General features: G+C 64.7%; 27 protein-coding genes. 16 read left to right on the top strand and 11 right to left on the bottom strand.

All coding sequences use genetic code 11. The annotated features are described in order from the left end of the window. Positions 1–177: 177 nt before the first annotated feature. From BN69_RS16530 to BN69_RS16540, 3 genes are all read right to left on the bottom strand, one after another. On the bottom strand, positions 178–1,155 hold the full coding sequence (locus BN69_RS16530) for a beta-ketoacyl-ACP synthase III (protein WP_014892793.1): 978 nt from the start codon (positions 1,153–1,155) through the stop codon (positions 178–180). Positions 1,156–1,163: 8 nt separating this feature from the next. Further along, positions 1,164–2,240, bottom strand: coding sequence for a phosphate acyltransferase PlsX (plsX, locus tag BN69_RS16535; protein WP_014892794.1), 1,077 nt, complete (start codon positions 2,238–2,240; stop codon positions 1,164–1,166). A gap of 152 nt (positions 2,241–2,392) precedes the next feature. Continuing rightward, on the bottom strand, positions 2,393–2,947 hold the full coding sequence (locus BN69_RS16540) for a YceD family protein (protein ID WP_014892795.1): 555 nt from the start codon (positions 2,945–2,947) through the stop codon (positions 2,393–2,395). A gap of 196 nt (positions 2,948–3,143) precedes the next feature. Between BN69_RS16540 and BN69_RS16545 the strand changes: the two genes are divergently transcribed. Together BN69_RS16545 and BN69_RS16550 are read left to right on the top strand one after the other, a co-directional pair. After that, on the top strand, positions 3,144–3,590 hold the full coding sequence (locus BN69_RS16545) for an outer membrane protein assembly factor BamE (RefSeq protein ID WP_244434982.1): 447 nt from the start codon (positions 3,144–3,146) through the stop codon (positions 3,588–3,590). Between the two features lie 247 nt (positions 3,591–3,837). Further along, the gene (locus BN69_RS16550; RefSeq protein ID WP_041927020.1) at positions 3,838–4,914 is read left to right on the top strand and encodes a transglycosylase SLT domain-containing protein; all 1,077 of its coding nucleotides are present in this window, start codon (positions 3,838–3,840) and stop codon (positions 4,912–4,914) included. Between the two features lie 38 nt (positions 4,915–4,952). Here BN69_RS16550 and argC read toward each other — a convergent pair whose 3' ends face one another. After that, complete coding sequence (argC, locus tag BN69_RS16555) at positions 4,953–5,882, bottom strand: N-acetyl-gamma-glutamyl-phosphate reductase (protein WP_014892798.1); 930 nt, start codon at positions 5,880–5,882, stop codon at positions 4,953–4,955. Between the two features lie 138 nt (positions 5,883–6,020). On the opposite strand from argC, the gene BN69_RS16560 reads away from it, so the two are divergent. From BN69_RS16560 to BN69_RS16590, 6 genes are all read left to right on the top strand, one after another. Continuing rightward, positions 6,021–6,206 carry a DUF1289 domain-containing protein gene (locus BN69_RS16560; protein ID WP_014892799.1) on the top strand — a complete coding sequence of 62 codons (186 nt, stop codon included), beginning with the start codon at positions 6,021–6,023 and terminating at the stop codon, positions 6,204–6,206. A gap of 92 nt (positions 6,207–6,298) precedes the next feature. After that, positions 6,299–6,484, top strand: coding sequence for a hypothetical protein (locus BN69_RS16565; protein ID WP_014892800.1), 186 nt, complete (start codon positions 6,299–6,301; stop codon positions 6,482–6,484). Between the two features lie 9 nt (positions 6,485–6,493). Further along, positions 6,494–6,952 carry a flavodoxin family protein gene (locus BN69_RS16570; RefSeq protein ID WP_014892801.1) on the top strand — a complete coding sequence of 153 codons (459 nt, stop codon included), beginning with the start codon at positions 6,494–6,496 and terminating at the stop codon, positions 6,950–6,952. A 71-nt stretch (positions 6,953–7,023) separates the two neighbouring features. Further along, complete coding sequence (locus BN69_RS16575; RefSeq protein WP_014892802.1) at positions 7,024–8,391, top strand: peptide MFS transporter; 1,368 nt, start codon at positions 7,024–7,026, stop codon at positions 8,389–8,391. 332 nt (positions 8,392–8,723) lie between these two features. Then, positions 8,724–11,396 (top strand): alanine--tRNA ligase, encoded by a 2,673-nt coding sequence (alaS, locus tag BN69_RS16585; RefSeq protein WP_014892804.1) that lies wholly within the window; start codon positions 8,724–8,726, stop codon positions 11,394–11,396. Next, a complete protein-coding gene (locus BN69_RS16590; RefSeq protein WP_014892805.1) occupies positions 11,393–12,637 on the top strand; it encodes a cyclic nucleotide-gated ion channel in 1,245 nt (414 codons plus the stop codon). Before alaS ends, BN69_RS16590 begins: the two co-directional genes overlap by 4 nt. Before the next feature lie 312 nt (positions 12,638–12,949). Here BN69_RS16590 and BN69_RS16595 read toward each other — a convergent pair whose 3' ends face one another. From BN69_RS16595 to BN69_RS16615, 5 genes are all read right to left on the bottom strand, one after another. Further along, entirely contained in the window at positions 12,950–13,351 is a 402-nt protein-coding gene (locus tag BN69_RS16595) for a F0F1 ATP synthase subunit epsilon (RefSeq protein ID WP_014892806.1), read from the bottom strand. Between the two features lie 117 nt (positions 13,352–13,468). After that, a complete protein-coding gene (atpD, locus tag BN69_RS16600; RefSeq protein WP_014892807.1) occupies positions 13,469–14,896 on the bottom strand; it encodes a F0F1 ATP synthase subunit beta in 1,428 nt (475 codons plus the stop codon). A 24-nt stretch (positions 14,897–14,920) separates the two neighbouring features. Beyond that, a complete protein-coding gene (locus BN69_RS16605) occupies positions 14,921–15,802 on the bottom strand; it encodes a F0F1 ATP synthase subunit gamma (protein ID WP_014892808.1) in 882 nt (293 codons plus the stop codon). 71 nt (positions 15,803–15,873) lie between these two features. After that, a complete protein-coding gene (gene atpA / locus BN69_RS16610; RefSeq protein ID WP_014892809.1) occupies positions 15,874–17,403 on the bottom strand; it encodes a F0F1 ATP synthase subunit alpha in 1,530 nt (509 codons plus the stop codon). After that, positions 17,403–17,966, bottom strand: coding sequence for a F0F1 ATP synthase subunit delta (locus BN69_RS16615; protein ID WP_014892810.1), 564 nt, complete (start codon positions 17,964–17,966; stop codon positions 17,403–17,405). The genes atpA and BN69_RS16615 overlap by 1 nt, the downstream gene beginning before the upstream one ends. A 250-nt stretch (positions 17,967–18,216) precedes the next feature. On the opposite strand from BN69_RS16615, the gene BN69_RS16620 reads away from it, so the two are divergent. The 4 genes from BN69_RS16620 to BN69_RS16635 all read left to right on the top strand — a co-directional run bounded on the left by BN69_RS16620 (position 18,217) and on the right by BN69_RS16635 (position 21,397). Beyond that, the gene (locus tag BN69_RS16620; protein ID WP_014892811.1) at positions 18,217–19,092 is read left to right on the top strand and encodes an S-methyl-5'-thioadenosine phosphorylase; all 876 of its coding nucleotides are present in this window, start codon (positions 18,217–18,219) and stop codon (positions 19,090–19,092) included. A gap of 176 nt (positions 19,093–19,268) precedes the next feature. Then, entirely contained in the window at positions 19,269–20,285 is a 1,017-nt protein-coding gene (locus BN69_RS16625) for a YheT family hydrolase (protein ID WP_014892812.1), read from the top strand. A gap of 10 nt (positions 20,286–20,295) precedes the next feature. Continuing rightward, positions 20,296–21,054 (top strand): class I SAM-dependent methyltransferase, encoded by a 759-nt coding sequence (locus BN69_RS16630; RefSeq protein WP_014892813.1) that lies wholly within the window; start codon positions 20,296–20,298, stop codon positions 21,052–21,054. 151 nt (positions 21,055–21,205) lie between these two features. Further along, positions 21,206–21,397 carry a hypothetical protein gene (locus BN69_RS16635; RefSeq protein ID WP_014892814.1) on the top strand — a complete coding sequence of 64 codons (192 nt, stop codon included), beginning with the start codon at positions 21,206–21,208 and terminating at the stop codon, positions 21,395–21,397. A 76-nt stretch (positions 21,398–21,473) separates the two neighbouring features. Here the strand turns inward: BN69_RS16635 and BN69_RS16640 are convergent, their stop codons facing one another. Further along, positions 21,474–22,427: a glycoside hydrolase family 17 protein gene (locus BN69_RS16640; RefSeq protein WP_014892815.1), complete on the bottom strand. Its 954-nt coding sequence runs from the start codon at positions 22,425–22,427 to the stop codon at positions 21,474–21,476. A gap of 211 nt (positions 22,428–22,638) precedes the next feature. Here BN69_RS16640 and BN69_RS16645 point away from each other — a divergent pair, with 211 nt between their 5' ends. From BN69_RS16645 to BN69_RS16660, 4 genes are all read left to right on the top strand, one after another. Beyond that, on the top strand, positions 22,639–23,067 hold the full coding sequence (locus BN69_RS16645) for a universal stress protein (RefSeq protein ID WP_014892816.1): 429 nt from the start codon (positions 22,639–22,641) through the stop codon (positions 23,065–23,067). A gap of 41 nt (positions 23,068–23,108) precedes the next feature. Beyond that, positions 23,109–23,450, top strand: a complete 342-nt coding sequence (locus BN69_RS16650) for a c-type cytochrome (protein WP_014892817.1) — start codon at positions 23,109–23,111, stop codon at positions 23,448–23,450. Between the two features lie 34 nt (positions 23,451–23,484). After that, positions 23,485–24,165, top strand: a complete 681-nt coding sequence (locus BN69_RS16655) for an MOSC domain-containing protein (RefSeq protein WP_014892818.1) — start codon at positions 23,485–23,487, stop codon at positions 24,163–24,165. 104 nt (positions 24,166–24,269) lie between these two features. Further along, positions 24,270–24,725 carry a phosphate-starvation-inducible protein PsiE gene (locus BN69_RS16660; RefSeq protein WP_014892819.1) on the top strand — a complete coding sequence of 152 codons (456 nt, stop codon included), beginning with the start codon at positions 24,270–24,272 and terminating at the stop codon, positions 24,723–24,725. A gap of 55 nt (positions 24,726–24,780) precedes the next feature. Here BN69_RS16660 and BN69_RS16665 read toward each other — a convergent pair whose 3' ends face one another. Continuing rightward, positions 24,781–25,011, bottom strand: coding sequence for a hypothetical protein (locus tag BN69_RS16665; protein WP_014892820.1), 231 nt, complete (start codon positions 25,009–25,011; stop codon positions 24,781–24,783). Positions 25,012–25,203 lie beyond the last annotated feature (192 nt).

A 25,203-nucleotide genomic window follows, 5' to 3' on the forward strand; every position in this document is an offset into this window, starting at 1 on the left:
CGCTATCAGGGGCGGCGCGTTATCGCTCCGAAACCCGCCCACAGCGGGTATTCGCCACCGGCTATCGTCAGAATTTTTCAGAATTGAATCCGGAAATCAAGCGCAGGTTGTAACCGCGCGTGTAATATTTCCAGCCAATATTTGCTTACATTAAAATAGCTGTTGTATTACGCCAGCTTACCAGCGTATCAGCGCCGATCCCCAGGTAAAGCCGCCGCCGACGGCTTCAAGCATGACGAGATCGCCCGCTTTGATTCGTCCGTCCGCCGAGGCGACCGCCAAAGCCAGAGGCACCGACGCGGCGGAGGTGTTGCCATGCAAATGCACGGTGGCGATGATCTTTTCCGGCGCAATCCCGAGCTTCTGCGCCGACATGTCGATGATTCGGCGATTGGCCTGATGCGGCACGAACCAATCGAGATCCTCGGGGGTCAGCCCGGTCGCGGCGAAAGCGTCCTTGACGACGTCGGTGACTTGGCCGACGGCGAAGCGGAACACTTCTTTCCCCTCCATGCGCAGATGACCGACGGTTTGAGTCGCGGACGGGCCGCCGTCGACATGGAGTTTCGCGCGATGGCGTCCGTCAGAGCGCAAATGAGTGGTCAGCACGCCGCGTTCGTCGGCTCCTCCCTGCGACGGCTGCGCCTCGAGCACCATCGCGCCGGCGCCGTCGCCAAACAGCACGCAGGTGGTGCGGTCGGTCCAATCGATGATCCGGGAGAACGTCTCGGCGCCGATCACAAGCGCGCGCTTGTGCGAGCCCGAACGCAGGAATTTCTCCGCCGTGGCGACGGCGAAAACGAATCCCGAGCAGACGGCCTGCAGATCAAACGCCACGCCGCGCGTAATGCCCAGCGCCGCTTGAATCTGCGTCGCGGTCGACGGGAAGGTCCAGTCCGGCGTCGATGTCGCGACGACGATCAGGTCGATGTCGTCGGCGGCGATTCCCGCATTGGCGAGCGCATCGCGCGCGGCCATTTCCCCGAGCATCGACGTCGTCTCGCCTTCCGCGGCGATATGGCGCTCCTTGATTCCAGTTCGCTGCACAATCCACGCGTCGCTCGTGTCGACGCGCTTGGCGAGCTCGTCATTGGTGAGGGTTTTTTGCGGGAGATAGGCGCCGACGCCGAGAACGACGGAACGCAGGTGAGGCATGCTTGTCGTCACTGAGCGGCTTCCCGGCGAGGACTGGTCGAAGCGGCGCCGTCCTGGGCCTCGAGGCTGTGCGCCAGCGCGACTGTGTCGCGAATACGATTGAGCAGGTCGCTGCCGGCCACCTCATGGCCGATCTCGACGGCGCGCGCGAAGCCGACCGAATCGGCGCCGCCGTGGCTCTTGATGACGATTCCCTGAAGTCCAAGAAACACGCCGCCGTTCGTCGCCCTCGTGTCCATCTTGGCGCGAAGCTGGCGGAAGGCCCCGAGCGCGAGAAGATAGCCGAGCCTGGCGAGCAGCGTGCCGCCCATCGCCTCTTTGACATAGGCGGTGATCTGCGCGGCGGTTCCTTCGGCGGTCTTGAGCGCGATATTGCCGGTAAAGCCTTCGGTGACGACAACGTCGACGGCGCCCTGTCCGATGCCGTCGCCCTCCACGAAGCCGCGGTAATCGAAACCTGGCAGGGCGAGATCGCGCAGCATGGTCGAGGCGGCCTTCACCTCCTCAATGCCCTTGATCTCTTCCGTGCCGACATTGAGCAGGCCGACCGTCGGGCGCTCGAGCCCGAGAATGACGCGCGCCATCGCCGCGCCCATGATCGCGAGGTCGACGAGATGGCTGGCGTTGGCGCCCATCGAGGCGCCGACGTCGAGCACCACCGACTGGCCCCTCAGCGTCGGCCACAGGCAGGCGAGGGCGGGCCGGTCGACCCGAGCCATCGTGTGCAGGCAGATTTTCGCCATGGCCATCAGCGCGCCGGTGTTGCCGGCCGAGACGGCGACGTCGGCGTCGCCTTTCTTGACCGCATCAATCGCGAGCCACATCGACGAGACCCGCCTTCCGTAGCGCAGCGCCTGGCTCGGCTTGTCGTCCATCCGGATCGACACCGAAGAGTGGCGCACGTCGGCGCAATCGGCGAGGCGCGGATGACGCTCAAGCTCGGCGCGGATCGCCGGCTCGTCGCCAATCAGCAGGAAGCGGCTGTTGGGACGCCGTTCGAGCGCGTTGGCCGCGCCCGCGATGGTCACCTTCGGGCCAAAATCGCCGCCCATCGCGTCGAGCGCGATCCGAACAGTTTGCGGCATTTAACTCGTTTCTCCCGACTGCGCGCCTGGATTCGCCGCCTTAACTCTTGGCCGGCCTTTGTGACGCGTCCGAGAAGCGCGTGCGCGCTCCCGCCCTTGCGGGCGACTTGCCATTTGCTGGCCATAGGCGCAAGTGCCTATTCTGTCTCGGCTCAAGCCTCGCGGCGCGGCTTGAGCCGTCCCAGGGCGGCGAAAGGGGAGACGGCCTGAGCTCCGTCGTCCGGCTGCGGTTCGACGAAATTTGCACCTGGCTTGCGAGGATAGGGATCAAGCGCCAGCGTAAAAAACTCCGAAACCACGGCGCCGAGATCGACGACGCCGCCGATCAACGGATCAGGCGGATCCTCGTCGAGCGTAATTTCAGTCACCGCTTCATCTCGCCCTCGGCCGCGCGGCGCCTCGTCTGGCGGCGGCGCAAAGCGCATCCGAATGGGTTCGACAAGCGCCGAATCGAACTCATCGAGCGTCGTGACGCAGGTCTGCCGAATGCTCGCGCGCAGCGCGCCTTCGATCTCCAATCCGTCGCCGCGCCGCCGCGCGCGCAGCTCTGCTTGAAGCGAATGGACGGCGGGCAGCGCATTGTGCCGCGCCAGTGCGGCGCATTCGAGCGGCGTCGCCCGGATGTCGACGTCGAGACCTTCGGGGGGCACTTCAGAGAGGGCGAGACGGCGCGAAAGCGGCGGATGCGAGTCGAAAGTGTTGGTCATGGCGCTGTCTCCATGTCGCGCTGTCTCCATGTCGCGGGCGTTCCACAGAACCAGATATGTGCGTCGGCGCACGGACGCCAGCGCTGTGCAGCGCAAGAAGAGCGTCTTGCTTTCGCTGCGTTCGAAGATTACGGATTTGGCGAGGGACTATCGACCGGGCGCAGGCGCGCCGCGGCGGATGATTTCGGAGATATTCATGGCGCAGGCTTTGCGCGTCGTTTCTCGTTTAGCGGCCGTGGCCGGCCTCGCTGCTTCGCTTTCCGCTTGTCTCGGGTATGAGGGCGTCGTCACCCGCGGCGCCGTGCTCGATTCGCGCAGCACCGGGCAGATCAAGCCTGGCATGCCGGCGCAGCAGGTGATGGCGACCCTTGGCACCCCTTCCACGACGTCGACGGTCGGCGGCGACGCCTGGTATTACGTCAGCCAGCGTATTGAGCGCCAATTCGCCTTCATGCCGCAGAATATTACCGATCAGCGCGTCTATGCGGTTTACTTCGACAAGTCGAAGAAGGTTCAGCGCGTGGCCGATTACGGCATGGAGGACGGCAAGCCGATCGACTTCATCAGCCGCACGACGCCGACCGCCGGCCCCGAATATCATCTGCTCCAGGGCATGCTCTCCAAGGTCTCGAATCTCTTTTAGAGACACCCGCTTCGTTTCGAGACGCCGCCGCCGCGAGTCCGCGTTTCGACTGATGGCGTCATTGTGGCGACGGCGACGGGCCTGTCTGCGCAATCCATTGTAATGCATGAGTTTACGGCTGCCGCTCGTCTGTGGCGCGGCCGTAATTATGGCGCGAGCAAGGCTCCGGCCGCCGATCTTTCGCCCCGCCTCGCAGGTAACCTTCTGTTTACGCAAACTTTGCGTAATTGTGGAGAAACCGCGAAGCATGACCGTCCCGCTGACGAACGCCCCGCCGCCTTCTAAAGACCAGAAGGTCGCGTCGCCTCGCTCCGGCCGGCACTCCAAGGCGTCGCCCAGCGCGACCTTGCCGTGCTTACTGCTTGATCAATCCTGTTCGCCTTTGTTGCGCGCGCTTTGCGTCGCGACCCTGCTTTCCGTGCTGGCTGTCCTGGCGATGACCGCTGAGCGCGACGCGACTCGTCGTCCGGAGCGGGCCGCGCGCGCTTCACGCGTCCGCGTCGCCGCCTCTCCGCTGACCACGCTGACGACGCTGACGCAATCCGCCGATGACGATACGGCGCTCGATTCGGACTTCTCTTTGGACCAGGCGGCGCTCACCTGGTCGCATCGGCTGGGGAGCGACGACGCCTTCGACGCGCCGGGCGTGATGCGGTTCGGGTCCGTCAAGGTGCATCAGTCAATCGTCGAGCGCGTCGTGAAGGCGGCGCAGACGACGGAAATGGACCCGGCGCTGCTCATGGCCATCGCGGACAAGGAGTCGAATTTCTCCTCGACGGCGAAGGCGCGGACGTCGTCCGCCAGCGGGCTCTTCCAATTCGTCGAGAAGACCTGGCTTAAGGCGATGAAAACCTTCGGTTGGCGCCATGGGCATGGCGAGACGGCGGCGGTGATCGCGAGCGACGATTCGGCGCGCGTCAGCGGACAGAAGCGGGCGCAGATCCTGGGCCTGCGCAACGATCCCTATCTTTCCGCGGTTCTCGCCGCCGAAATGCTTAAAAAGGACAGCGCCAGGATCGCCGAGAAGCTCGGCCGTCCGCTGACCCGCGGCGAAACCTACCTGATCCACTTCCTGGGACCGGACGACGCCGAGCGCTTCATGAGGACCATGGACGAGGCGCCGCACACGTCGGCGGCGTCGCTGCTGCCGAGGCCGGCGCGCGCCAACAGGCCGATCTTTTACGAGCAGCAGGGCCGCCGGCTCAAAACTCGCTCGGTCCAGGAGGTGCACGAAGCCTTCGAGACGATGATGGACAAGCGCACCAGCCGCTATGAGGACGTCGCCGCGAAACTGCCCGGAGGGGCGACGGCTTACGCCGAGTGAGCGGCGAATGGTGAGCTGAGCGCACTACTCACGACCCACTATTCGCTCGCTTTCCCCATCATCAGGTCGAGATTTTGCACCGCTGCGCCGGCCGCGCCCTTGCCGAGATTATCGAGCCGGGCGACGAGCAGGGCGTGACGGCGCGGCTCATTGGCGATGACGAAGACCTCCAAATCGTCGGTTCCGTTCAGCGCCAGCGGGTCGAGCTTGCCGCTTGTCGGCGCAGCCGCGTGCCGGACATGTTTCGCCTCGGCGTAGTGACGCGCATAGGCGGCCTCGAAATCTGCGGCTTTGGGCTTGCCGGGCAAGGCGTCGAGCGCGAGCGGCGTCGAGACCAGCATGCCTTGCCTGAAATTGCCGACCGAGGGCACGAAAAGCGGCCGCGCGGAAAGCTTCGAATAGGCCATGATCTCCGGCACATGTTTGTGCTCGAGTCCGAGCGCATAGAGTTCGAAGGGCGGCGCTTCGCCGCGCTGATAGGCTTCGATCATCTGCCGTCCGCCGCCCGAATAGCCCGAGATGGCGTTGATCGTCAGCGGCTGGTCCGACCGGATAAGCCCGGCGTCGACGAGCGGACGGATGAGCGCGATCGCGCCCGTGGCGTAGCAGCCGACGTTCGCGATCTTGCGGCCGCGGGCGATCGCCGCCGCCTGACCCTTGCAAAGCTCCGCGAAGCCGTAGACCCAACCCTCCGCCACGCGATGGGCGGTGGAGGCGTCGAGCAACCGCGGGCCGCCCGCGCCGAGGGCGTCGCAGAGCGCGACGGTTTCTCTGGCCGCGTCGTCCGGCAGACACAAAATCGCGATGTCGACGGAAGCGAGAATGTCGCGTTTCGCGGCGACGTCCTTGCGCGTCTCCTGTGGGAGCGCGTGGAGCGAAATGTCCGCGCGCCCGGAGAGCCGCTCGCGGATTTCGAGCCCCGTGGTGCCGGCGTCGCCGTCGATGAAGATCTTGGTTTTTGTCGTCATGGCCCGCATCTAGTCGATTTGGCGAAGAAGAAAAAGGATTGTCGCGAAGAACCGTCACGCGTTTTTGACGCGCGCGGCGCGCCATCCTATAGCGCGGCGGGACTCACTCCCGGGGCGGCGCAGTCAAAAGTGGAGCCGATGGTCGACAGTCCGTGCATAAAGATCTGCGAACTCGATCAGGACGGCGTGTGCGTCGGCTGCGGCCGCACGCGCGCCGAGATCGCCGGCTGGATGTCGATGTCGGATGCGCAAAAGGCCGAGGTCGTCGAACTGGCCGAGCGGCGCAGATCCGCACGTCGCAAACAAGCGCGCGCCAGCAAATAATCCTTTGAAATGGATTGGCGCCAGCTTGATCGTCCCTACTTTGCATTTTGAGGGCGAAATCACTCGCGCCCGCTTCCAAAGGAGGAGCGGCCATGGCGAAACAGGTCGCGGAAAGAGACGGCGCGTTGCGGGCATATGCGCTGCGGTTGGTGGATTCGGTCTACAACGCTTCGGTCTATTCGGTGATCGGCTACACCGCGCTCCTGGCCATGCTTGCGGTCATGGCTTTGGCGGTCTGCTTGAAAATCATTTACGTGCCTGAATTCCACCCCTGGTAGCCGCGCTCATTGCCCAAGCGCCTGCTCATCGTCGCGCATGCGCCGTCGCGCAACACCGAGCGGCTGAGGGACGCGGTCGCCGCCGGCGCGCGGGCGCCCGAGGGCGTCGAGGTCGAGACGCTCTGCCCCTTCGCGGCGACGCCCGAGCATGTTCTCGCCGCGCAGGCGGTCATTCTCGGAACCACCGAAAATCTCGGTTACATGAGCGGCGCGCTCAAGGACTTCTTCGACCGTTGTTACTATCCCCTGTTGGAGCGCACCCAGGGCCTGCCTTACGCGCTCTATATTCGCGCCGGCCACGACGGAACAGGAACGCGGCGCGGCGTCGAGACGATCGCGACGGGCCTGCGCTGGCGGGCGGTCCGCGAGCCGCTCATCTGCCGCGGCGAATGGCGGGAGGACTTCGTCGACGCATGCCGCGAACTGGGGATGCTCGTCGCGGCGGGCCTCGACGTGGGGGCGATTTGAGCCGATCAAGCCATCGTCTATAGCAGCCGTGCGGGCCGTAGGCCTGCGCGAACGATGGTCCGGCGGAGCGAATGCAGCGAAGCGACGATTTTCTCGGCCATCCGCGCGGGCTCGGTTTTCTGTTCGCTTCCGAAATGTGGGAGCGGTTTTCCTATTACGGCATGCGGGCGCTTCTCGTCCTCTATATGGTCGACTACCTGCTGACGCCGGCGCGCATGGACGCGGCGCTCGGCCTAGACGCCTTGAAGCGCGGACTCGAGACGCTTTTCGGTCCGCTCGGCCCGCAGCCTTTCGCCTCGCAAATCTATGGTCTTTACACAGGCCTCGTTTATCTCGCGCCGATTCTTGGCGGGGCGATCGCCGACCGCTGGTTCGGGCGCACGCGCACGATCGTGATCGGCGCGGCGTTGATGGCCGTCGGCCATTTCATGATGGCCTTCGATCGCCTGTTTCTGATCGCGCTGCTTTGCATCGCGCTGGGCTGCGGCGGCTTCAAGCCGAACATCTCCGTCCAGGTCGGGGAGCTTTATGCGCCGACGGACGCCCGTCGCGACCGCGCTTTTTCGATTTTCTACGTCGGCATCAATATCGGCGCGTTCTTCGCGCCGCTGGTTTGCGGAACAGTCGGGGAGACGATCGGCTGGCATTACGGCTTCGCCTGCGCGGGCGTCGGCATGGCGATCGGCCTCGCGACCTATGTGATCGGTCTTCCGAGCCTGCCGCCCGAGCCGATGCGCGGCCAATGGCGCGCGCCGACGGCGCAGGCGCGCGCGCAGTTTCGCCGCTCGTTCGCCATCCTGATGCTGCTCTTCGCGCCTTCCGCGCTGTTCTGGGCGGCCTTTGAGCAGCAGGGCAACACGATCGCGCTCTGGGCGGCGCAGTCCACCGACCGCGGCGTCGATGTTTTCGGATGGCGCGCCGAAATTCCGGTGACGTGGTTTCAGGCCTTCAATCCGCTGATGATCTTTCTCTTCACGCCGCCGCTCGTGTCCTTCTGGAGCCGGCTTTCCCGGGCCGGGCGCGAGCCTTCGACGATCGGCAAAATGTCGCTTGGCTGTCTCGGCGTCGCCGTGAGCTATGGCGTCATGGCGCTCGCCGCCTGGACGAGCGACGGCGACAAAGTGAGCTGGCTTTGGCTCCTCGCCTTTTTTTGCGTCATCACCGTTTCAGAACTGCACTTTTCGCCGATCGCCCTGTCGCTCGTGTCGCATGTCGCGCCGGAAGGATCGCGCTCGGCGCTGATGGGCCTATGGTTCACATCGATGTTTCTCGGCAATCTCCTGGCGGGATGGCTCGGCAGTTTGTGGTCGAGCGTCGCCAGCGTGCATTTCTTCCTGCTCATGGGCGCGCTCGGCGCCCTCGGCGCGCTGATCGTCGAGGCTGCGCGGCGACCGCTTGGGGGCCTCCTGTCTTCCCGCGTAAGGCATAGAGGCGACTGAGAGGAGCGGCGCGCGCTCTGTCGTCGGCTCGCCGCCGCCGCAACGGCAATGTTAGCCGGTCCGGCGCGGTTCAAGTTACACGAGATGAGGAAGTCTTCACCCGATCGCCTTGCCTCGCGGCCCCTCGCCATTGCCGTTTCCCCCCGAAACTGTCATATCGCGCATGATGAAGCGCGCGACGGCGCCGTCTGCCGCAGCCTTCGCCGCAACCTTGGACCGTCGCCTGTTTCGTTGAAACGAAAGGCCGCTCCAGGTTATTGTTTTAAACGCGTCTCCCGCATCGGCGCAGAAGCCGCTTCGGCGACGGAGACGCATTCGCGAGCCGTGACCGCATGAGTGGCGTCAACCAGATCCGAACCGCCTTCCTCGACTATTTCGCGCATAATGGGCACGAGAAAGTCGCCTCCTCGTCGCTTGTGCCGCACAATGATCCGACGTTGATGTTCACCAACGCCGGCATGGTGCCCTTCAAGAACGTCTTCACCGGCGTCGAGAAACGCGCCTATGCGCGCGCCGCCTCGGCGCAAAAATGCGTGCGCGCCGGCGGCAAGCATAACGACCTCGACAATGTCGGCTACACCGCGCGCCATCACACCTTCTTTGAAATGCTGGGCAATTTCTCCTTCGGAGACTATTTCAAGGAAGGCGCGATCGAGCTCGCCTGGAACCTCATTACGCGCGAATTCGGGCTCAACGTCGATCGGCTGCTCGTCACGGTCTATCACGATGACGACGAGGCCTATGATCTGTGGAAAAAGATCGCCGGCTTCGACGACAGCCGCATCATCCGCATCGCCAGCGCCGACAATTTCTGGAGCATGGGCGACACCGGCCCCTGCGGCCCCTGCTCGGAGATCTTCTACGACCAGGGCGAGGCGCTCAAAGGCGGTCCGCCCGGCAGCCCTGACGAGGACGGCGACAGGTTCCTGGAGTTCTGGAACCTCGTCTTCATGCAATATGAGCAGGTGGCGCCGGGCCAACGCGCGCCGCTGCCGCGTCCGTCGATCGACACCGGCATGGGCTTGGAGCGCATCGCCGCGCTGATGCAGGGCGTGACCTCCAATTACGACATCGATCTCTTCCGTGCGCTCACCGGCGCCGTCGCCGATTTCACCGGCGCGCCGGTCGACGGCCCGCAGGGCGCGAGCCATCGCGTCATCGCCGACCATCTGCGCGCCTCCTCCTTCCTCGTCGCCGACGGCGTCACGCCGTCGAACGAAGGCCGCGGCTATGTGCTGCGGCGAATCATGCGCCGCGCCATGCGCCATGCGCAGCTGCTCGGCGCGAAGGAGCCGCTGATGTGGCGGCTGGCGCCGACGCTCGTCGCCGAGATGGGCCTGGCCTATCCGGAGCTCGTGCGCGCGCAGTCGCTCATCGCCGACACGCTGCTCAGCGAAGAGACGCGCTTTCGCGCAACCTTGGCGCGCGGCCTCGCGATCCTTGACGAGGAGACGGCGGCGCTCGGCCAGGGCGACAAGCTGTCCGGCGAAACCGCGTTCAAGCTCTACGACACCTACGGCTTTCCGCTCGATCTCACCGAGGACGCCCTGCGTCCGCGCGGCATCGGCGTCGACAAGGAGGTCTTTAACGCCGCGATGGAGCGCCAGCGGGCGGACGCGCGCAAGGCCTGGGCCGGCTCCGGCGAAACCGCGACCGAAGCGCTTTGGTTCGCGCTGAAGGAACGTCTCGGCGCGACCGAATTCCTCGGCTACGAAACGGAAAGAAGCGAAGGCGTCGTCACCGCCATCATTCATGACGGGGGCGAGGCCTTTTCGCTGAAGGAAGGCGCGCGCGGGGCGCTGATCCTCAATCAGACCCCCTTCTATGGCGAGTCGGGCGGACAGGTCGGCGACGTCGGCGTGATGCGCGCCCGCGGCGTGCGCTTTCGCGTCGAAAACAGCATCAAGAAACTTGGCGACCTCATCGTTCACGAGGGCGTCGTCGAAGAGGGCGAGATCACGCCCGGCCTCGCGCTCGAACTCGACGTCGACCACGAGCGGCGCACGCAGGCGCGCGCCAATCATTCGGCCACGCATATTCTGCATGAGGCGCTGCGGCAGGTGCTCGGCGAGCATGTGGCGCAGAAGGGATCGCTCGTCGCGCCGGATCGGCTGCGCTTCGACTTCACCCATCCGAAACCGCTCACCGATGAGGAGCTGGCGCGCGTCGAGACGCTGGCCAATGAGATCGTTCAGGATAATGCGCCGGTCGAGACCCGCGTGATGGCCCAGGACGACGCCATCCGCTCCGGCGCGCGCGCGCTCTTTGGCGAGAAATACGGCGACGAAGTGCGCGTCGTCTCGATGGGCCCGGTGAATCCCGGCGCCGCCCACGCCTTTTCCGTCGAGCTGTGCGGCGGCACGCATGTTTCGCGCACCGGCGATATCGGGCTCATCGCCATCGTCGGCGAAGCCGCGGTTGCCTCCGGCGTGCGCCGCATCGAGGCGCGCACCGCCGAGGGCGCGCGCGGCCAGCTCGTGGCGCAATCGCGCGCGCTGCGCGACATGGCGGCGCTGATGCGCGCGCCGCTCGAGGACGCGCCGGCGCGGCTTGCCGCTCTGCTCGACGAGCGCAAGCGGCTGGAGCGCGAACTCGCCGACGCCAAGCGCAAACTGGCGATGGGCGGCGGCGCTGGCGACGGCGCCGCTGAGAAGCCGAGGGACATCGGCGGCGTCAAGCTGCTCGCGCGCGCGGTCGAAGGCATCGAGGCCAAGGATTTGAAGTCGATGGTCGACGACGCCAAGAAGGCGATCGGCTCGGGCGTCGTCGCCATCGCCAGCGCCTCGCCCGACGGCAAGGCCGGCATCGTCGTCGGCGTCACCGACGATCTCACCGAAAAATACAGCGCCGTGGATTTCGTGCGAGTCGCGAGCGTCATGCTGGGCGGCAAAGGCGGCGGCGGAAGGCCCGATCTCGCGCAGGCGGGCGGCCCCAACGCCGCCGCCATCGATCAGGCGCTCGCCTCCGTCGAGGACGCGTTGCGCGGAAAAGCAGCCGCGCCATGAGCGAGCCGGACCGGCGGCGCGGTCTGGCTTTGTTGCGGCGGCGCGTCCACGTCGTCCTTGACGGCGGCAGCCACGATCGGTTCGCGCGCGTCGTCCATCGCGGGCTGATTGGGCTCGTCCTGCTGTCGGTCGTTTCGGTGATCTTCGAATCGGTGCCGGACTATAGCGACCGCTATGAGGACGTCTTCACCGTCATCGAATATGTCGCGGTCGCCGCCTTCACGCTCGAATATATTTTGCGCGTCTGGTGCGCGCCCGAACATACGCTCTACGCGCGCCGCTCGCCGACGGCGGCGCGGCTCTCCTTCATCGCCTCGGGCTGGGCGCTGATCGACCTCGCCGCGTTCCTGCCCTTCTATCTTTCGTTCTACTTCTCGGCGGATTTGCGCGTCTTCTTGATGCTGCGCCTGCTGCGATTCTTCAAATTCGCGCGTTATTCCCCCGGCATCCGCACCTTGCTCGCGGTGATCGAGGCCGAGCGCAAGGCGCTGCTCGCCTGGCTGATCATTCTGTTTGGCGCGGTGCTGTTCTTTTCGACCGCGATGCATATCGCCGAGCACGAGGCGCAGCCCGAAAAATTCGGCACGATTCCCGACGCCATGTGGTGGGCGATCGAAACCGTGACGACCGTCGGCTATGGCGAAGTGATTCCACTCACGCTGGCGGGCAAGCTCATCGCCTCCTTCGCGATGGTGACGGGCTTTCTGCTGCTGGGCCTGCCGGTCGGCATTCTCGCCACCGCCTTCGCCGAAGAGATTCACCGGCGCGAATTCGTCGTCACCTGGACGATGGTCGCCAGCGTGCCGCTGTTTCGCGGCCTCGACGCGGCCGGAATCGCGGAGATCATGCGTTACCTTCGGGCGCAATCCATCCCCCGGGGCGCAATGATCGTGCGCAAGGGCGATCCCGCCCACTCGATGTATTTCATCGCCGAGGGCGAGGTTGAAGTCGAGCTGGCGCATGAAAACGTCACGCTCGGCGAAGGCCAGTTCTTCGGCGAGATCGCCGTGCTGCGCAAAACGTCGCGCACCGCCGACGTGCGGGCGACCGCGGCGACGAAGCTCCTCATTCTGGACGCCTATGATCTGCAGACGCTGACCAAGCGCAATCCGGAAATCGGCGACGCGATACGCGAGGTCGCCCAGTCGCGATCGGGATTGGCGCCCGTCGAGCTGCACGGCGACATCACCGAGGCCGAACTCGAAGAACCGGCGGCGTCGGCGGAAGCGGACGAGGCGTAGATCACGCTGCGTTGAGCGGTTCCGCATGGGAGCGCCGCGGATGCCCGCGACAAGCGCGCGGGCGGGGCGCGCAGAGGAAGCGCATGGCGACGAAGAGACACTCGCGTGGAAGCAGAGTCTCTAACCTCGTTGCGCAATCACTCAGCCGTCATGGCCGGGCTTGTCCCGGCCATCCACGCCGAGAGGAAGCGCAAACGTTGAGAGATTCGCCGGACGGCGTCACGTGAATGCCCGCGACAAGCGCGGGCAGGGCGCCGAGAGAAACTGCGAGACTGCGCGGCGGGCGCCGCGTGAATGTCCGGCGCGGTCGGATCAGCCGCCGATCGCCGCGCGCAGCTCCTGCAATTGCGCCAGCTTGTCGGACGCGGCGAGACGCGCTTCGTCAGACTTGGCGTCGGCGATGTCTTCGCGCGCATTCCGAATGTCGGCGTCGACCTTGGCGACGTCGATTTCGGAAAGCGGAATCGCCTGTTCGGCGAGAATGGTGAAGCCGGACGCGTTGACGTCGGCGAATCCCCCGCGCACGAAAAGCTTCTCGACCTTGCCCTCGCCGCCGGCCACCGTCACGACTCCCGCCTTCAGCGTGGTCATCACCGGCGCATGGTCCTTGAGCACGGTGAACTGGCCGTCGGCGCCGGGCGCGACAACCGATTCGACCTCGCCGGAGAAGAGATGCTTCTCGGGAGAGACGAGTTCGAAGTGGAATGCAGCCATGATGTTCTCCGACGGCGCTTTGCGTTCCAGCCCGTCATGGCCGGACTTGACCCGGCCATCCACGAAAACTGATCAGCGTCGTGGCCGAAGCATGTCCGGCCGAAACGCTTGCTAAAATTACGCCGCTTCCTTGGCGAGCTTGGCGGCCTTTTCGACCGCCTCATCGATCGAGCCCACCATGTAGAAGGCGGCCTCCGGCAGATGGTCGTATTCGCCTTCGACGAGGCCCTTGAAGCCCTTGATCGTGTCGGCGAGCGCGACGAGCTTGCCGGGCGAGCCGGTGAACACTTCCGCGACATGGAAGGGCTGCGACAGGAAGCGCTCGATCTTACGGGCGCGGGCGACGACGAGCTTGTCCTCTTCGGAAAGCTCGTCCATGCCGAGAATGGCGATGATGTCCTGCAGCGACTTATAGCGCTGCAGCGTCGACTGCACCTTACGCGCCACGTCGTAATGCTCCTCGCCGACGATCGCGGGCGACAGCATGCGCGAGGTCGAGTCGAGCGGATCGACCGCCGGATAAATGCCCTTTTCCGCGATCGAACGCGACAGCACGGTCGTGGCGTCCAAATGGGCGAAGGAGGTGGCCGGCGCCGGGTCGGTCAAATCGTCGGCCGGGACGTAAATCGCCTGCACCGAAGTGATCGAGCCCTTGGTCGTCGTGGTGATGCGTTCCTGCAGCGCGCCCATGTCGGTGGCGAGCGTCGGCTGATAGCCCACCGCCGAAGGGATGCGGCCAAGAAGCGCCGACACTTCCGAACCCGCCTGCGTAAAGCGGAAGATGTTGTCGACGAAGAACAGCACGTCCATGCCGCGGTCGCGGAAATCTTCGGCGACGGTGAGGCCCGACAGCGCGACGCGCATGCGCGCGCCCGGCGGCTCGTTCATCTGGCCGTAGACCAGCGCGCATTTGGAGCCTTCGCCGCCGCCCTTCTTGTTGACGCCGCCCTCGATCATCTCGTGATAGAGGTCGTTGCCTTCGCGGGTGCGCTCGCCGACGCCGGCGAAGACGGAATAGCCGCCATGCGCCTTGGCGATGTTGTTGATCAGCTCCATGATCAGCACGGTCTTGCCGACGCCCGCGCCGCCGAACAGGCCGATCTTGCCGCCCTTGGCGTAAGGCGCAAGCAGATCGACGACCTTGATGCCGGTCTCGAGAATCTGCGCTTCCGTCGCCTGCTCGGCGTAGGAGGGGGCCGGCTGGTGGATGGCGCGGCGCGATTTCGTCAGCATCGGACCCGCTTCGTCGACCGGCTCGCCGATGACGTTGATGATGCGCCCGAGCGTCTCGTCGCCGACCGGAACCGAAATCGGCGCGCCGGTGTCGGTGACTTCCTGACCGCGCACCAGGCCTTCGGACGAATCCATGGCGATGGTGCGAACGGAATTTTCGCCCAGATGCTGCGCGACTTCGAGAACGAGGCGATTGCCTTGGTTCGTCGTCTCGAGGGCGTTCAGAATCTCAGGCAATTGCCCGTCGAACTGCACGTCGACGACGGCGCCGATGACTTGGGTGATGCGCCCGCTGGGCTTATTGGCGGCCATGTTTCGTCCTCGTCCTAAAATGACTCAGAGCGCCTCGGCGCCCGAGATGATTTCGATGAGCTCCTTGGTGATCATCGCCTGACGCGACCTGTTGTAGATCGTCGTCTGCTTCTTGATCATGTCGCCGGCGTTGCGCGTCGCATTGTCCATCGCGCTCATGCGGGCGCCCTGTTCGGAGGCGGCGTTCTCGAGCAGCGCGCGGAACACCTGCACGGAGATGTTGCGCGGCAGCAGCGTCGAGAGAATTTCGTCCTGTCCCGGCTCATACTCGTAGGACGCCTGCGGACCTTCGACCGGCGGCGCGTTTTCGTTCGAGGGAATTTGCGCCGGGATGAGCTGCTGCGCGGTCGGAATTTGAGCGATCACCGATTTGAAGCGCGAGAAGAACAGCGTCGCGACGTCGAAGCCGCCCTCTTCGAACATGCGGATGATCTTCTTGCCGATCTCATCGGCGGTGTCGAAGCCCATCTGCTTGACGCCGCGCAGCTCGATGACCTCGATGATGTGGCGCTCATACTGGCGGCGGAGCTGCTCGAAACCCTTCTTGCCGACGCAGAGGATCTTGACGGTCTTGCCCTGATCCTGAAGCCGCGCGATGTGCTCGCGGGCGAGACGCACGATGGAGGAATTGAAGGCGCCGCACAGGCCGCGCTCGGCGGTGGCGACGATCAGGAGATGCGTCTCGTCCTTGCCATTGCCGGCGAGTAGCGCAGGTCCGCCCGCCGTCACGCCGGAGGCGAGATTGGCGAGCACCGACTCCATCCGTTCGGCATAGGGACGCGCCGCCTCCGCCGCCGACTGGGCGCGGCGCAATTTCGCGGCGGCGACCATCTGCATGGCCTTGGTGATCTTCTGCGTCGCCTTGACGGAGGAGATGCGGTTTCGAAGATCCTTTAGCGAGGGCATATCGTTTTGCCTGTCTCGTTTTTCCAACGCCCGTCATGGCCAGGCTTGTCCCGGCCATGACGACACGCTCGTTAGGCGAAGGACTTCGCGAAGCTCTCGACGACGTTCTTGAGTTTCGCCGCAGTCTCGTCGGTGAGATCCCGCGTCGTGCGGATGCTCTCGAGAATGTCGCTGTGCTGCGAGCGCAGCAGCGCGAGCAGGCCGTCCTCGAACGCGCGCACGCGATTGACCGGCAGCGGATCGAGATAGCCGTTGACGCCGGCGTAGATCACGCAGGTCTGCTCTTCCATCTTCAAGGGCGAGAACTGCGGCTGCTTCAAGAGTTCGGTGAGGCGCGCGCCGCGATTCAGGAGACGCTGCGTCACCGCGTCAAGGTCCGAGCCGAACTGGGCGAAGGCGGCCATTTCGCGATATTGCGCGAGTTCGCCCTTGATCTTGCCGGCGACCTTCTTGGTCGCCTTGGTCTGCGCCGAAGAGCCGACGCGCGAGACCGAGAGGCCGACGTTCACCGCAGGACGGATGCCCTGGTAGAAGAGATCGGTCTCCAGGAAGATCTGGCCGTCGGTGATCGAGATGACGTTGGTCGGAATATAGGCCGACACGTCGTTCGCCTGCGTCTCGATGACCGGCAGCGCGGTGAGCGATCCGGCGCCGCGATCGTCGGAAAGCTTCGCGGCGCGCTCCAGGAGGCGCGAATGCAGATAGAAGACGTCGCCCGGATAGGCCTCGCGGCCCGGCGGACGGCGCAGCAGCAGCGACATCTGGCGGTAGGCGACGGCCTGCTTGGACAGATCGTCATAGATGATGACCGCATGCATGCCGTTGTCGCGGAAATATTCGCCCATCGCGCAGCCGGAGAAGGGCGCGAGGAACTGCATCGGCGCCGGATCGGAGGCCGTCGCGGCGACGATGATCGAATAGTCGAGCGCGCCGCGCTCTTCGAGCACCTTGACGAATTGCGCCACGGTGGAGCGCTTCTGGCCGATGGCGACATAGACGCAGTAGAGCTTGGCCTTCTCGTCGTCGCCGTCGTTCAGGGACTTCTGATTGAGGATCGTGTCGAGCGCGATGGCGGTCTTGCCGGTCTGGCGGTCGCCGATGATCAGTTCGCGCTGGCCGCGGCCGATTGGAATCAGCGCGTCGACGGCCTTCAGGCCCGTCGCCATCGGCTCATGCACGGATTTGCGCGGGATGATGCCGGGCGCCTTGACGTCGACGCGGGCGCGCTGCGCCGTCCGGATCGGGCCCTTGCCGTCGATCGGATTGCCGAGCGCGTCGACGACGCGGCCCAGGAGCTCCTTGCCGACGGGAACTTCGACGATGGCGCCGGTGCGCTTGACCGTCTGGCCTTCCTTGATGGCGCGGTCGTCGCCGAAAATCACGATGCCGACATTGTCGGTTTCGAGATTGAGCGCCATGCCCTTGGTGCCGTCCTGGAATTCGACGGTCTCGCCGGCCTGCACATTGTCGAGTCCGTAGACGCGCGCGATGCCGTCGCCGACGGACAGAACCTGGCCGACCTCGGTGACTTCGGCCTCGGCGCCAAAGTTGGCGATCTCCTTTTTGAGGATCGCGGAAATTTCTGCGGCGCGGATATCCATCAGCCGACCTCTTTCATGCGTGTGCGGATTGCGTTGAGCTTGGTGCGCACGGAGGCGTCGACCATGCGTGAACCGATTTTGACGACCAGACCGCCGATGATCGACGGATCCGTCTTCACATTGAGATCGATGGTCTTGCCGCCGGTGACGCCGGCGAGCGTCTCGCGCAGCGCGGCTTCATGATCCGGCTTCAGCGGCGCCGCGATCGTCACGTCGGCGCGCACCAGGCCCTTCGCCTTGTCGTGCAGGCGGCGATAGGCGGCGATCATGTCGGAGATGATGAAGAGACGCCGCTTGGCGGCGACGAGACGGATGAAATTGGCGGCGACGCCGGAGATCTGGCCCTTATTGAGAACGGGTTCGAGGGCTTCGAGCTGCTCCTTGGCGGAGAACACCGGGCTTTTGACCATCCGCTTGAGATCGGCGCTGCCGTCCAGCAGAGTCTTGAATCGATCGAGCGCCGCGGCGACGTCATCGGCGGCGTGGTTTTCCGTCGCCAAATCATAGAGTGCGGAGGCGTAGCGACCCGCAACGCCCGATAAGGAATCTCCGTCTTGAGCCACTTGGTTCGCTCGTCAATCTACGCCGTTTGGAGACGCCGCTCGCAGTGCAATTCGCACGGTCGCGACGATTAAGCGGTTAGCCTCAAACGACGGATGCTGTAGGAAAAGGAACGAGGGCCGCTGCGCCCCAGCTCCAAGGCGAGCGTCCCCTAACACAGGCGTTTTGGGGGCGCAACCCTGTCACATTGCCGCGATTTTTGGCGCCGGTCCCCAACCGGCCAAGCAACAGCTGTCGAAGGAGACATGATTCATGACCAAAGCGGTCGTCGGAATAATCGGCGGGTCAGGCGTTTATGATCTACCGGGGCTCGCCAACATCCGCCGCCAGCGGGTCACGACGCCCTGGGGCGAGCCTTCCGACGAACTCGTCTATGGCGAGCTCGGCGCGACCCAGGCGGTCTTTTTGCCGCGGCACGGGCGCGGCCACCGGCTTTCGCCCTCGACCATCAACTACCGCGCCAATATCGACGCGATGAAGCGCGCCGGCGTCACCGATCTGATCTCGGTCTCGGCCTGCGGCTCGTTCAGATCGGAGCTTTTTCCCGGTCTCTTCGTGCTGATCGATCAATTCGTCGATCGCACCTTCGCGCGCCAATCCTCGTTTTTTGGCGACGGCTGCGTCGCCCATGTGTCGATGGCGCATCCGATCGCCCCGCTGCTCGCGGCGCGCATCGCCGCGGCGGCCAAGGCGGAAAACATCGACCATGTCGCGAGCGGAACCTATGTCTGCATGGAAGGCCCGCAGTTTTCGTCCTACGCCGAATCGCTCACCTACAAGGCCGCGGGCTATGACGTGATCGGCATGACGGCGATGCCGGAAGCCAAGCTCGCGCGCGAAGCCGAAATCTCCTACGCCACCGTCGCCATGGTGACCGATTTCGATTGCTGGCACCCCGAGCACGACAATGTCGACATCGCCTCGGTGATCGCTGTGGTTCAGAAGAATTCGGCGACCGTCGCGCGATTGCTGGCGCGCGTTCTGACCGATTTCCCGCGCGACCATGAGGCCTGCCCGATCGGCTCCGACCGCGCGCTCGACAGCGCCATCGTCACCGCCCCCGACGCGCGCGACCCGGGACTGTTGAAGAAGCTCGATGCGGTGATGAAAAGGGTGAATGGGGGGTGAGGGGCGAAATACGGACGGCCGCGAGGCTCCCCCAGGAACGCGCCCCGTTGGCCGTCCGGCGCGCTCGATCGAGCATGTCCGCATCAATAATGAGGATCGGCTGCCAGCGTCGAAACATTGCTTCTGGCGGCTTCACAAAGATCGCCAGCCTGTCCGGTCGGTTGTAGGCTGGAGCAATGCCCTGCGCGCCCACCTCCTCAAACCCCTCGCTTCCCCCCTTCCGCGAGCGGGCGCCGTGGCTCGGCGGCGATCTCCAGACCCTGCGCAACATCATCGTCGGCGGACCGCCGGAGCTTCCCGGCGGCGAGCGGCTGCTGCTCGCCATGCCCGACGGCGACCTTCTGGCGGCGCGGCTGGATCGGCCGGCCGCGGAAACGAACGCGCCGCTCGTCGTTCTGACGCATGGGCTCGCCGGCTCCGAATCGAGCCGGCATGGAATCGCCACGGCGCGCTATCTCGTGAGCCAAGGCTGGCCGGTGCTGCGCCTCAATCTGCGTGGCGCCGCGCCCTCGCGCCCGACCTCCGGCGGGCGCTACCACGCCGGCAAGACCGAGGATCTCGTCGCGGCGCTGCGCGGCCTGCCGGCGGAGCTCGTGCGTCGCGGCGTTGTGCTCATCGGCAATTCGCTCGGCGGCAATCTCGTGCTGAAATTCGTCGGCGAGGGCGGCCATGGGCTGCCGGTTCGCGCCGCCGTCGCCGTGTCGACGCCGATCGACCTCGCGGCGTCCTGCGCCCGCATGATGGCGCCGCGCAATTTCATCTATCATCGCTACATGCTCAATGAGATGAAACGCGAAGCGCTGGCGCCGGGCGCCGCGCTCACCGCCGCCGAGCGCGCCGCCATCGCCGGCGCCCGCACGCTGTACGAATTCGACGATCGCTTCGTCGCGCCGCATTTCGGCTATCGGGGCGCGCAGGACTATTACGACTCCAACGCGGCGAAGAATTTCCTCGCCGGCGCGAGCCTGCCGACGTTGATCCTGCACGCGCTCGACGACCCTTGGGTGCCGGCGGAGAGTTATGCGGCGATCGACTGGTCGAATCTGCCGGCGATCGAGACGGCGTTGACGCAGGGCGGGGGACACATGGGTTTCCATGGCGCGGGCAGCCTGACGCCCTGGCATGATCGCGTCACGGCGCAGTGGCTGGCGCAAAAGGGTCTCGGCCCGGAACGCATGTTCGAGACGAAGTGAGACCGCAGCGATGAATGCAGGCCAGACGATGGTGTTCGGCGACAATGCGGGCGACTATCGCGCCTTTCGCCCGCATTATCCCGACGCGCTGTTCGCGTGGCTCGCAAGCGTCGCGACGCAGAGTCGGCTCGCCTGGGATTGCGGCTCGGGGAGCGGGCAGGCGGCGCTCGGACTGTCGCGCCATTTCTCACGCGTGCTCGCGACGGATCCCGATCCCCGGCAGCTGGCGCTCGCGCCAAAGGAGCCCAATGTCGACTATCGCCTGGCGCGGGCGGAAGACGACATCGGCCTGCGCGCGGAGGTCGATCTCATCGCCTGCGCCTGTTCGATCCACTGGTTCGACCTGCCGAAATTTTACGTAAACGCGCGGCGCGCCCTGCGCCCCGAGGGGATCATCGCGGCATGGACCTACGACTGGCCGCGAACGCAGATCGAGCCGATCGACTCGATCCTGCGCAGGCTGAAGGAGGATATTCTCGGCCCGTTCTGGGCGGAGAATTCGGCGCTTTATTTCGATCGCTACGAGACCCTGCCGTTTCCGTTCAAGGACATCGACCGCCCGCAGTTTCAGACGCCCATCGCGCGCTCGAAAAGCGATCTCGTGAGCTTTCTCAAGACCTGGTCCGCGGTCGAGAAATACAGACTGCAGTATGGCCGCGATCCGCTGGCGCTCGTCGACCGGGAGTTGGAGGAAGCCTGGCGCGCGCATCCGCCCGATCTGCCGCTGTGCGTCCCGCTCTACATGCGCTGCGGCGTCAACACGGCGTGAACTTAAGAATTGGCGGGGAACGACGCCCGCCTATTCTATGTGTCGCCCGCAGTTTTCCCTAATTTTGCCCGTTTCTTGACGACGATGAAGAGTCGTCGCGTTGAGCCAATGCCGTATTTCCTAAGGGGATCATTCTGCAAAGGACAGCAACATGCTTGAGGCCGGGAAAATCTATAGAGTCACGACGCTGGTGAATTGCGAAGGCGCCTGGGACGAAGAGATCGATCTGTGGACAGTGACGGCGGTCGAAGGCACCTGCGCCAAGCTCTGCAATGAGAATCGCGAAAACAGGATCGTCGACACGGCGTCCTGGAATTTCGTCAAAGCCGAAGCGGTCGAATAGATTTCTGAGCGGCTGTCGGAGGACAGCGTCGTCCCCGCGACGAGGCGTCGCATGTCGCGCGGGCGCCGAAGCGCCGCTATTTGCACTTCATCAGCCGGGCGTCCTTCGTTAAGCCGGATTCGGTGCACAAGCCGAAGTGCCTGTCGGCGTCGTCGTTAGGACAGCCGCCGCCGGATTGTTTGTCGTAAGCGGCGAAATAATAACTGTCGAAGTTCTGCTCGCGCGTTTTCCACGTGCTGAAATAATCAATTTCCGACTCGATGTTCATGTCCTTCATGCCGGCGTTGTTGCCGCAACTCGGCCAGCCTTCCTCGGTGACGATAACCGGCTTCGTGGTTTTGCTCGCTAAGCCCGTAACAGTGGCCTGAATGTCGTTTGCGACGCTCCTGCCGTTGACCTTCTCGGGCGAGCCGCCCCAGAACGGATAGATATTCGCGCCGATGACGGGGACATTCTGCAACACTTTTTGAGGATCGCTGGCGACGAGGCGAATCCAATCCGGCGCGCGTTGCGCCGTCGTCACCACAACCTTGTTGTTGGTCTTACTCCTGAGCGTGTTCATGTCGGCCACGATTCGCTGCTGCATCGCCGGCTGCGGATTGCCTTGCCAATCGAACATGTCTTCATTGCCGACGACGAATGCGATGACCGTTCCGGGGTAGCGGATATTAGCGTCAACGGCGGCGCTAATCTGCGACTGCGTCCAGTCGGGATGATCGGGAAATTCGAAAACGCCGAGCATCAGGCGCATGTTTCTTGCCGACGCTAGCTCAGCGATGCTTACGCATTGCTGCCCGTTGATCGTGCAATAGGTCGAGTAGAATGTTTTGACCCGCGAAAAGCCCAGCGTCCTGATCTGGGTGAAATCGTCGCCAACGACCTTCTTCATCGTCGCGACGTCATTGGCCTTCTGCGCCGCCACGTAAGCGCCGCTGTGCGCAGGGTCGTAGTTGACGCCGTTCTCGGCGGCATAGGCATGGGACGACGCGAAAATAGACGCCACGAGGGCGCTGCGAATCCAAGTCTTCATAAATTCCTCCAAGATCTCTCTTAAAAGACGAGCGAACTTAACTTCCTTTGAGGTTTTTAAAACTTAAGAGGCGTGACAATCCGACTTTTCAACTAGAATTTTGTGGCGCGTGCGGTTTGATCTCGCCCGACGCGGCGCTGTGGCTCGGCGGCGTCAGTCGCGCTATGAAGGAGCGAGTCGGCGTCGACGCCGCGCGCATCGGGAGGCGGGGATGTATAAGAAAATTCTGGTGGCGGTGGAGATCGGCGAGGACGAGGTCACTCAGCTCGCGCTCGACGCGGCGGTGGCGCTCGCAAAAGTGGAGCATGAGGCGGAGCTTCGGCTCGTCAATGTCCAGCCGCTCGTTCCGGTGGCCTTCATCGACTACATCCCGCCCAATTTCGACGAGGAGATGCGCGAGGCGACCGAAAAGGACCTCGCAGTGTTGCGCAGCAAGGTCGCCTATCCGGCGGAGCGCGTCTCTTCGATCGTGCGCTTCGGCGCCGTCTACCCGGAAGTGCTCGCCGAGGCCGAGGAATGGGGCGCCGACCTTGTCGTGGTCGGTTCGCATCGCCCGACGATGGCCACCTATCTGCTCGGCTCCAACGCCAAGACCATCGTGCGTCACGCCAAATGTTCGGTGCTCGTCGTGCGCAAATAGGCCGCGGTGACAGGCGCCGGGCGCGCGGCTAGACTTTGGAAATGCTCCGATTCGCGGCAGTAGCGATTACAATTTGCCTCTTGCTCGGCGGCGGCGCCGCGGCGGCGAAAGCCCCTGTCGACGCCCAACTGCTGAAGCGCGGGCGGGCGATCGCGCAAGCAAATTGCGGCCGCTGCCATGCGGTCGGCGCGCGCGGCGTCAGCGCCAATGCCAAGTCGCCGCCGTTTCGCGTTCTCGCGCGAAAATATCCGCTGCACAATCTCGAAGAGGCGCTCGCCGAGGGCATCGTCGTCGGCCATGAGGGCGTCGAGATGCCGCAGTTTCGGCTCAGCGCCGCGCAGATCGAAGCGCTGCTCGCCTATCTCGAATCCATCCAGAGATAGCGCCTGCGCGACCGCCGGCGCGGAATGAATCACGATGGTTGATCTTGCGATCGACAGGCTTTTTGCGGGGCGCCCGCGCGAGATCGCGCCGGGCCGCAGAAGCGCGATCCGCAAGGCGCCGCTTGCCGCGCCCTGGCGCATTGAAGCGGAGGGCCTCGTCGGCGATCGACAGGCGGACCGGCGCCATCATGGCGGCGTCGAGAAAGCGCTGCATCACTATCCCTGCGAGCACTACGACGCCTGGCGCGCCGATCTGCCGGAACTCGCCGGCGAATTCGTCGCGCCTGCTTTCGGCGAGAACGTCTCGACGCGGGGGCTTGCGGAAGATGGGGTTTGCGTCGGCGACGTCTTCGCGCTCGGCGGCGCGCGCTTGCAGGTCAGCCAAGGCCGCCAGCCGTGCCTGACCCTCAATTTTCGTTTCGGTCGGCGCGACATGGCGCGGCGCACGCAGGAAAGCATGCGCTGCGGCTGGTACTATCGCGTTCTGGAGCCGGGCGAGGCGCGTCCAGGCGACTTGCTGCGGCTCATCGAGCGTCGGCGGCCGGCATGGACGCTCGCGCGGCTCTACGCCTTGCTTTACGGGCGCACGCTCGCCTTCGACGAACTTGCCGAGATGGCCGCGCTGCCGGAGCTTGCGCCGAATTGGCGCGACCTCGCGCGCCGGCGGATCGAAAGGGGCAAGGTGGAGGACTGGACGCGGCGGCTTGGCGGATAGGCGGCTCGGACATCTGCGACAAAGTCGTTTGCGCTCGGCGTCGCCCTACGCAATGCTCGCCGTTGTCGGCCACTCATTGGCGAACCGCACATTGCAGGCGATCGATGAAAGACATGGATATGGACGAACCCAAGGCGGTGCGCCGAATGCTCGATCGGATCGATCCGATCGGCTACCTGCTCACCGAAGGCTTTCACCTTCTCGGATTGTTCGCCATCGGCGGCGCAACGGTCTGGGCGGCGGCGAAAGCCTTCCTCGAAATGGCGACGAAGGGCCACGCGACGATCGAGGACCTGTTGCTGCTATTCATCTATCTCGAGATCGGCTCGATGGTCGGCATCTATTTCCGCACCAACCACATGCCGGTGCGCTTCCTCCTCTATGTCGGCATCACCGCGCTCACCCGCCACATGATCGGCTATGTGCAGACGGAGTCGCTCCCGGACGTCGGCATACTGATCCTCGCGGGCGCGACGCTCATTCTCTCGCTCGCCGTCCTCACGATCCGCTACGCCTCGGCGCGGTTTCCCTCCAAGGCGTCAGACGGAATGGACGGCTGAGCGCGCCGGTGAGGCGCGCTCCCGCCGTCGCGGCGGAAGCGCGGGAGACGGCGCGTCACTTCATCCTGGAGAGCGCATCGGCGCAATCCGGCGAGACTTCGGCCTTATGCGCCTGAAAACAGGCGAGGATGCGCCCGCCGCCGGGCATGACGCCGCTGCACAGCCTCGAATAATCGGCCTTGCATCTTACCTTCACGTCGTCGGGAATATCGTTTGCCGCCATGGCCTGCACAGGCGCGACGCTGGCGAAGAGGGCGATCAGCAACAGGCATAGGGAATGGCGCATGTAATTTTTCCTGAGTTGGGTTTTGGACGAAGGCGATCGGCCGGGAGTCTGATTGTGACCCGCCTGCCGCGGTCAGAGCAAGAGGCGAGGAGGAGGGGGCGGCGCGCCGAGCAGGCTGACCCGTAGCGCTTCAAATCGCCGCGCTCGGCCCTTTGCGGCCACGGCTTTGCGAGACAGGCCGCTCTAGTCTAA

The sequence above is a fragment of the Methylocystis sp. SC2 genome, assembly GCF_000304315.1.
In the GTDB taxonomy this organism is placed as follows: Bacteria; Pseudomonadota; Alphaproteobacteria; order Rhizobiales; family Beijerinckiaceae; genus Methylocystis.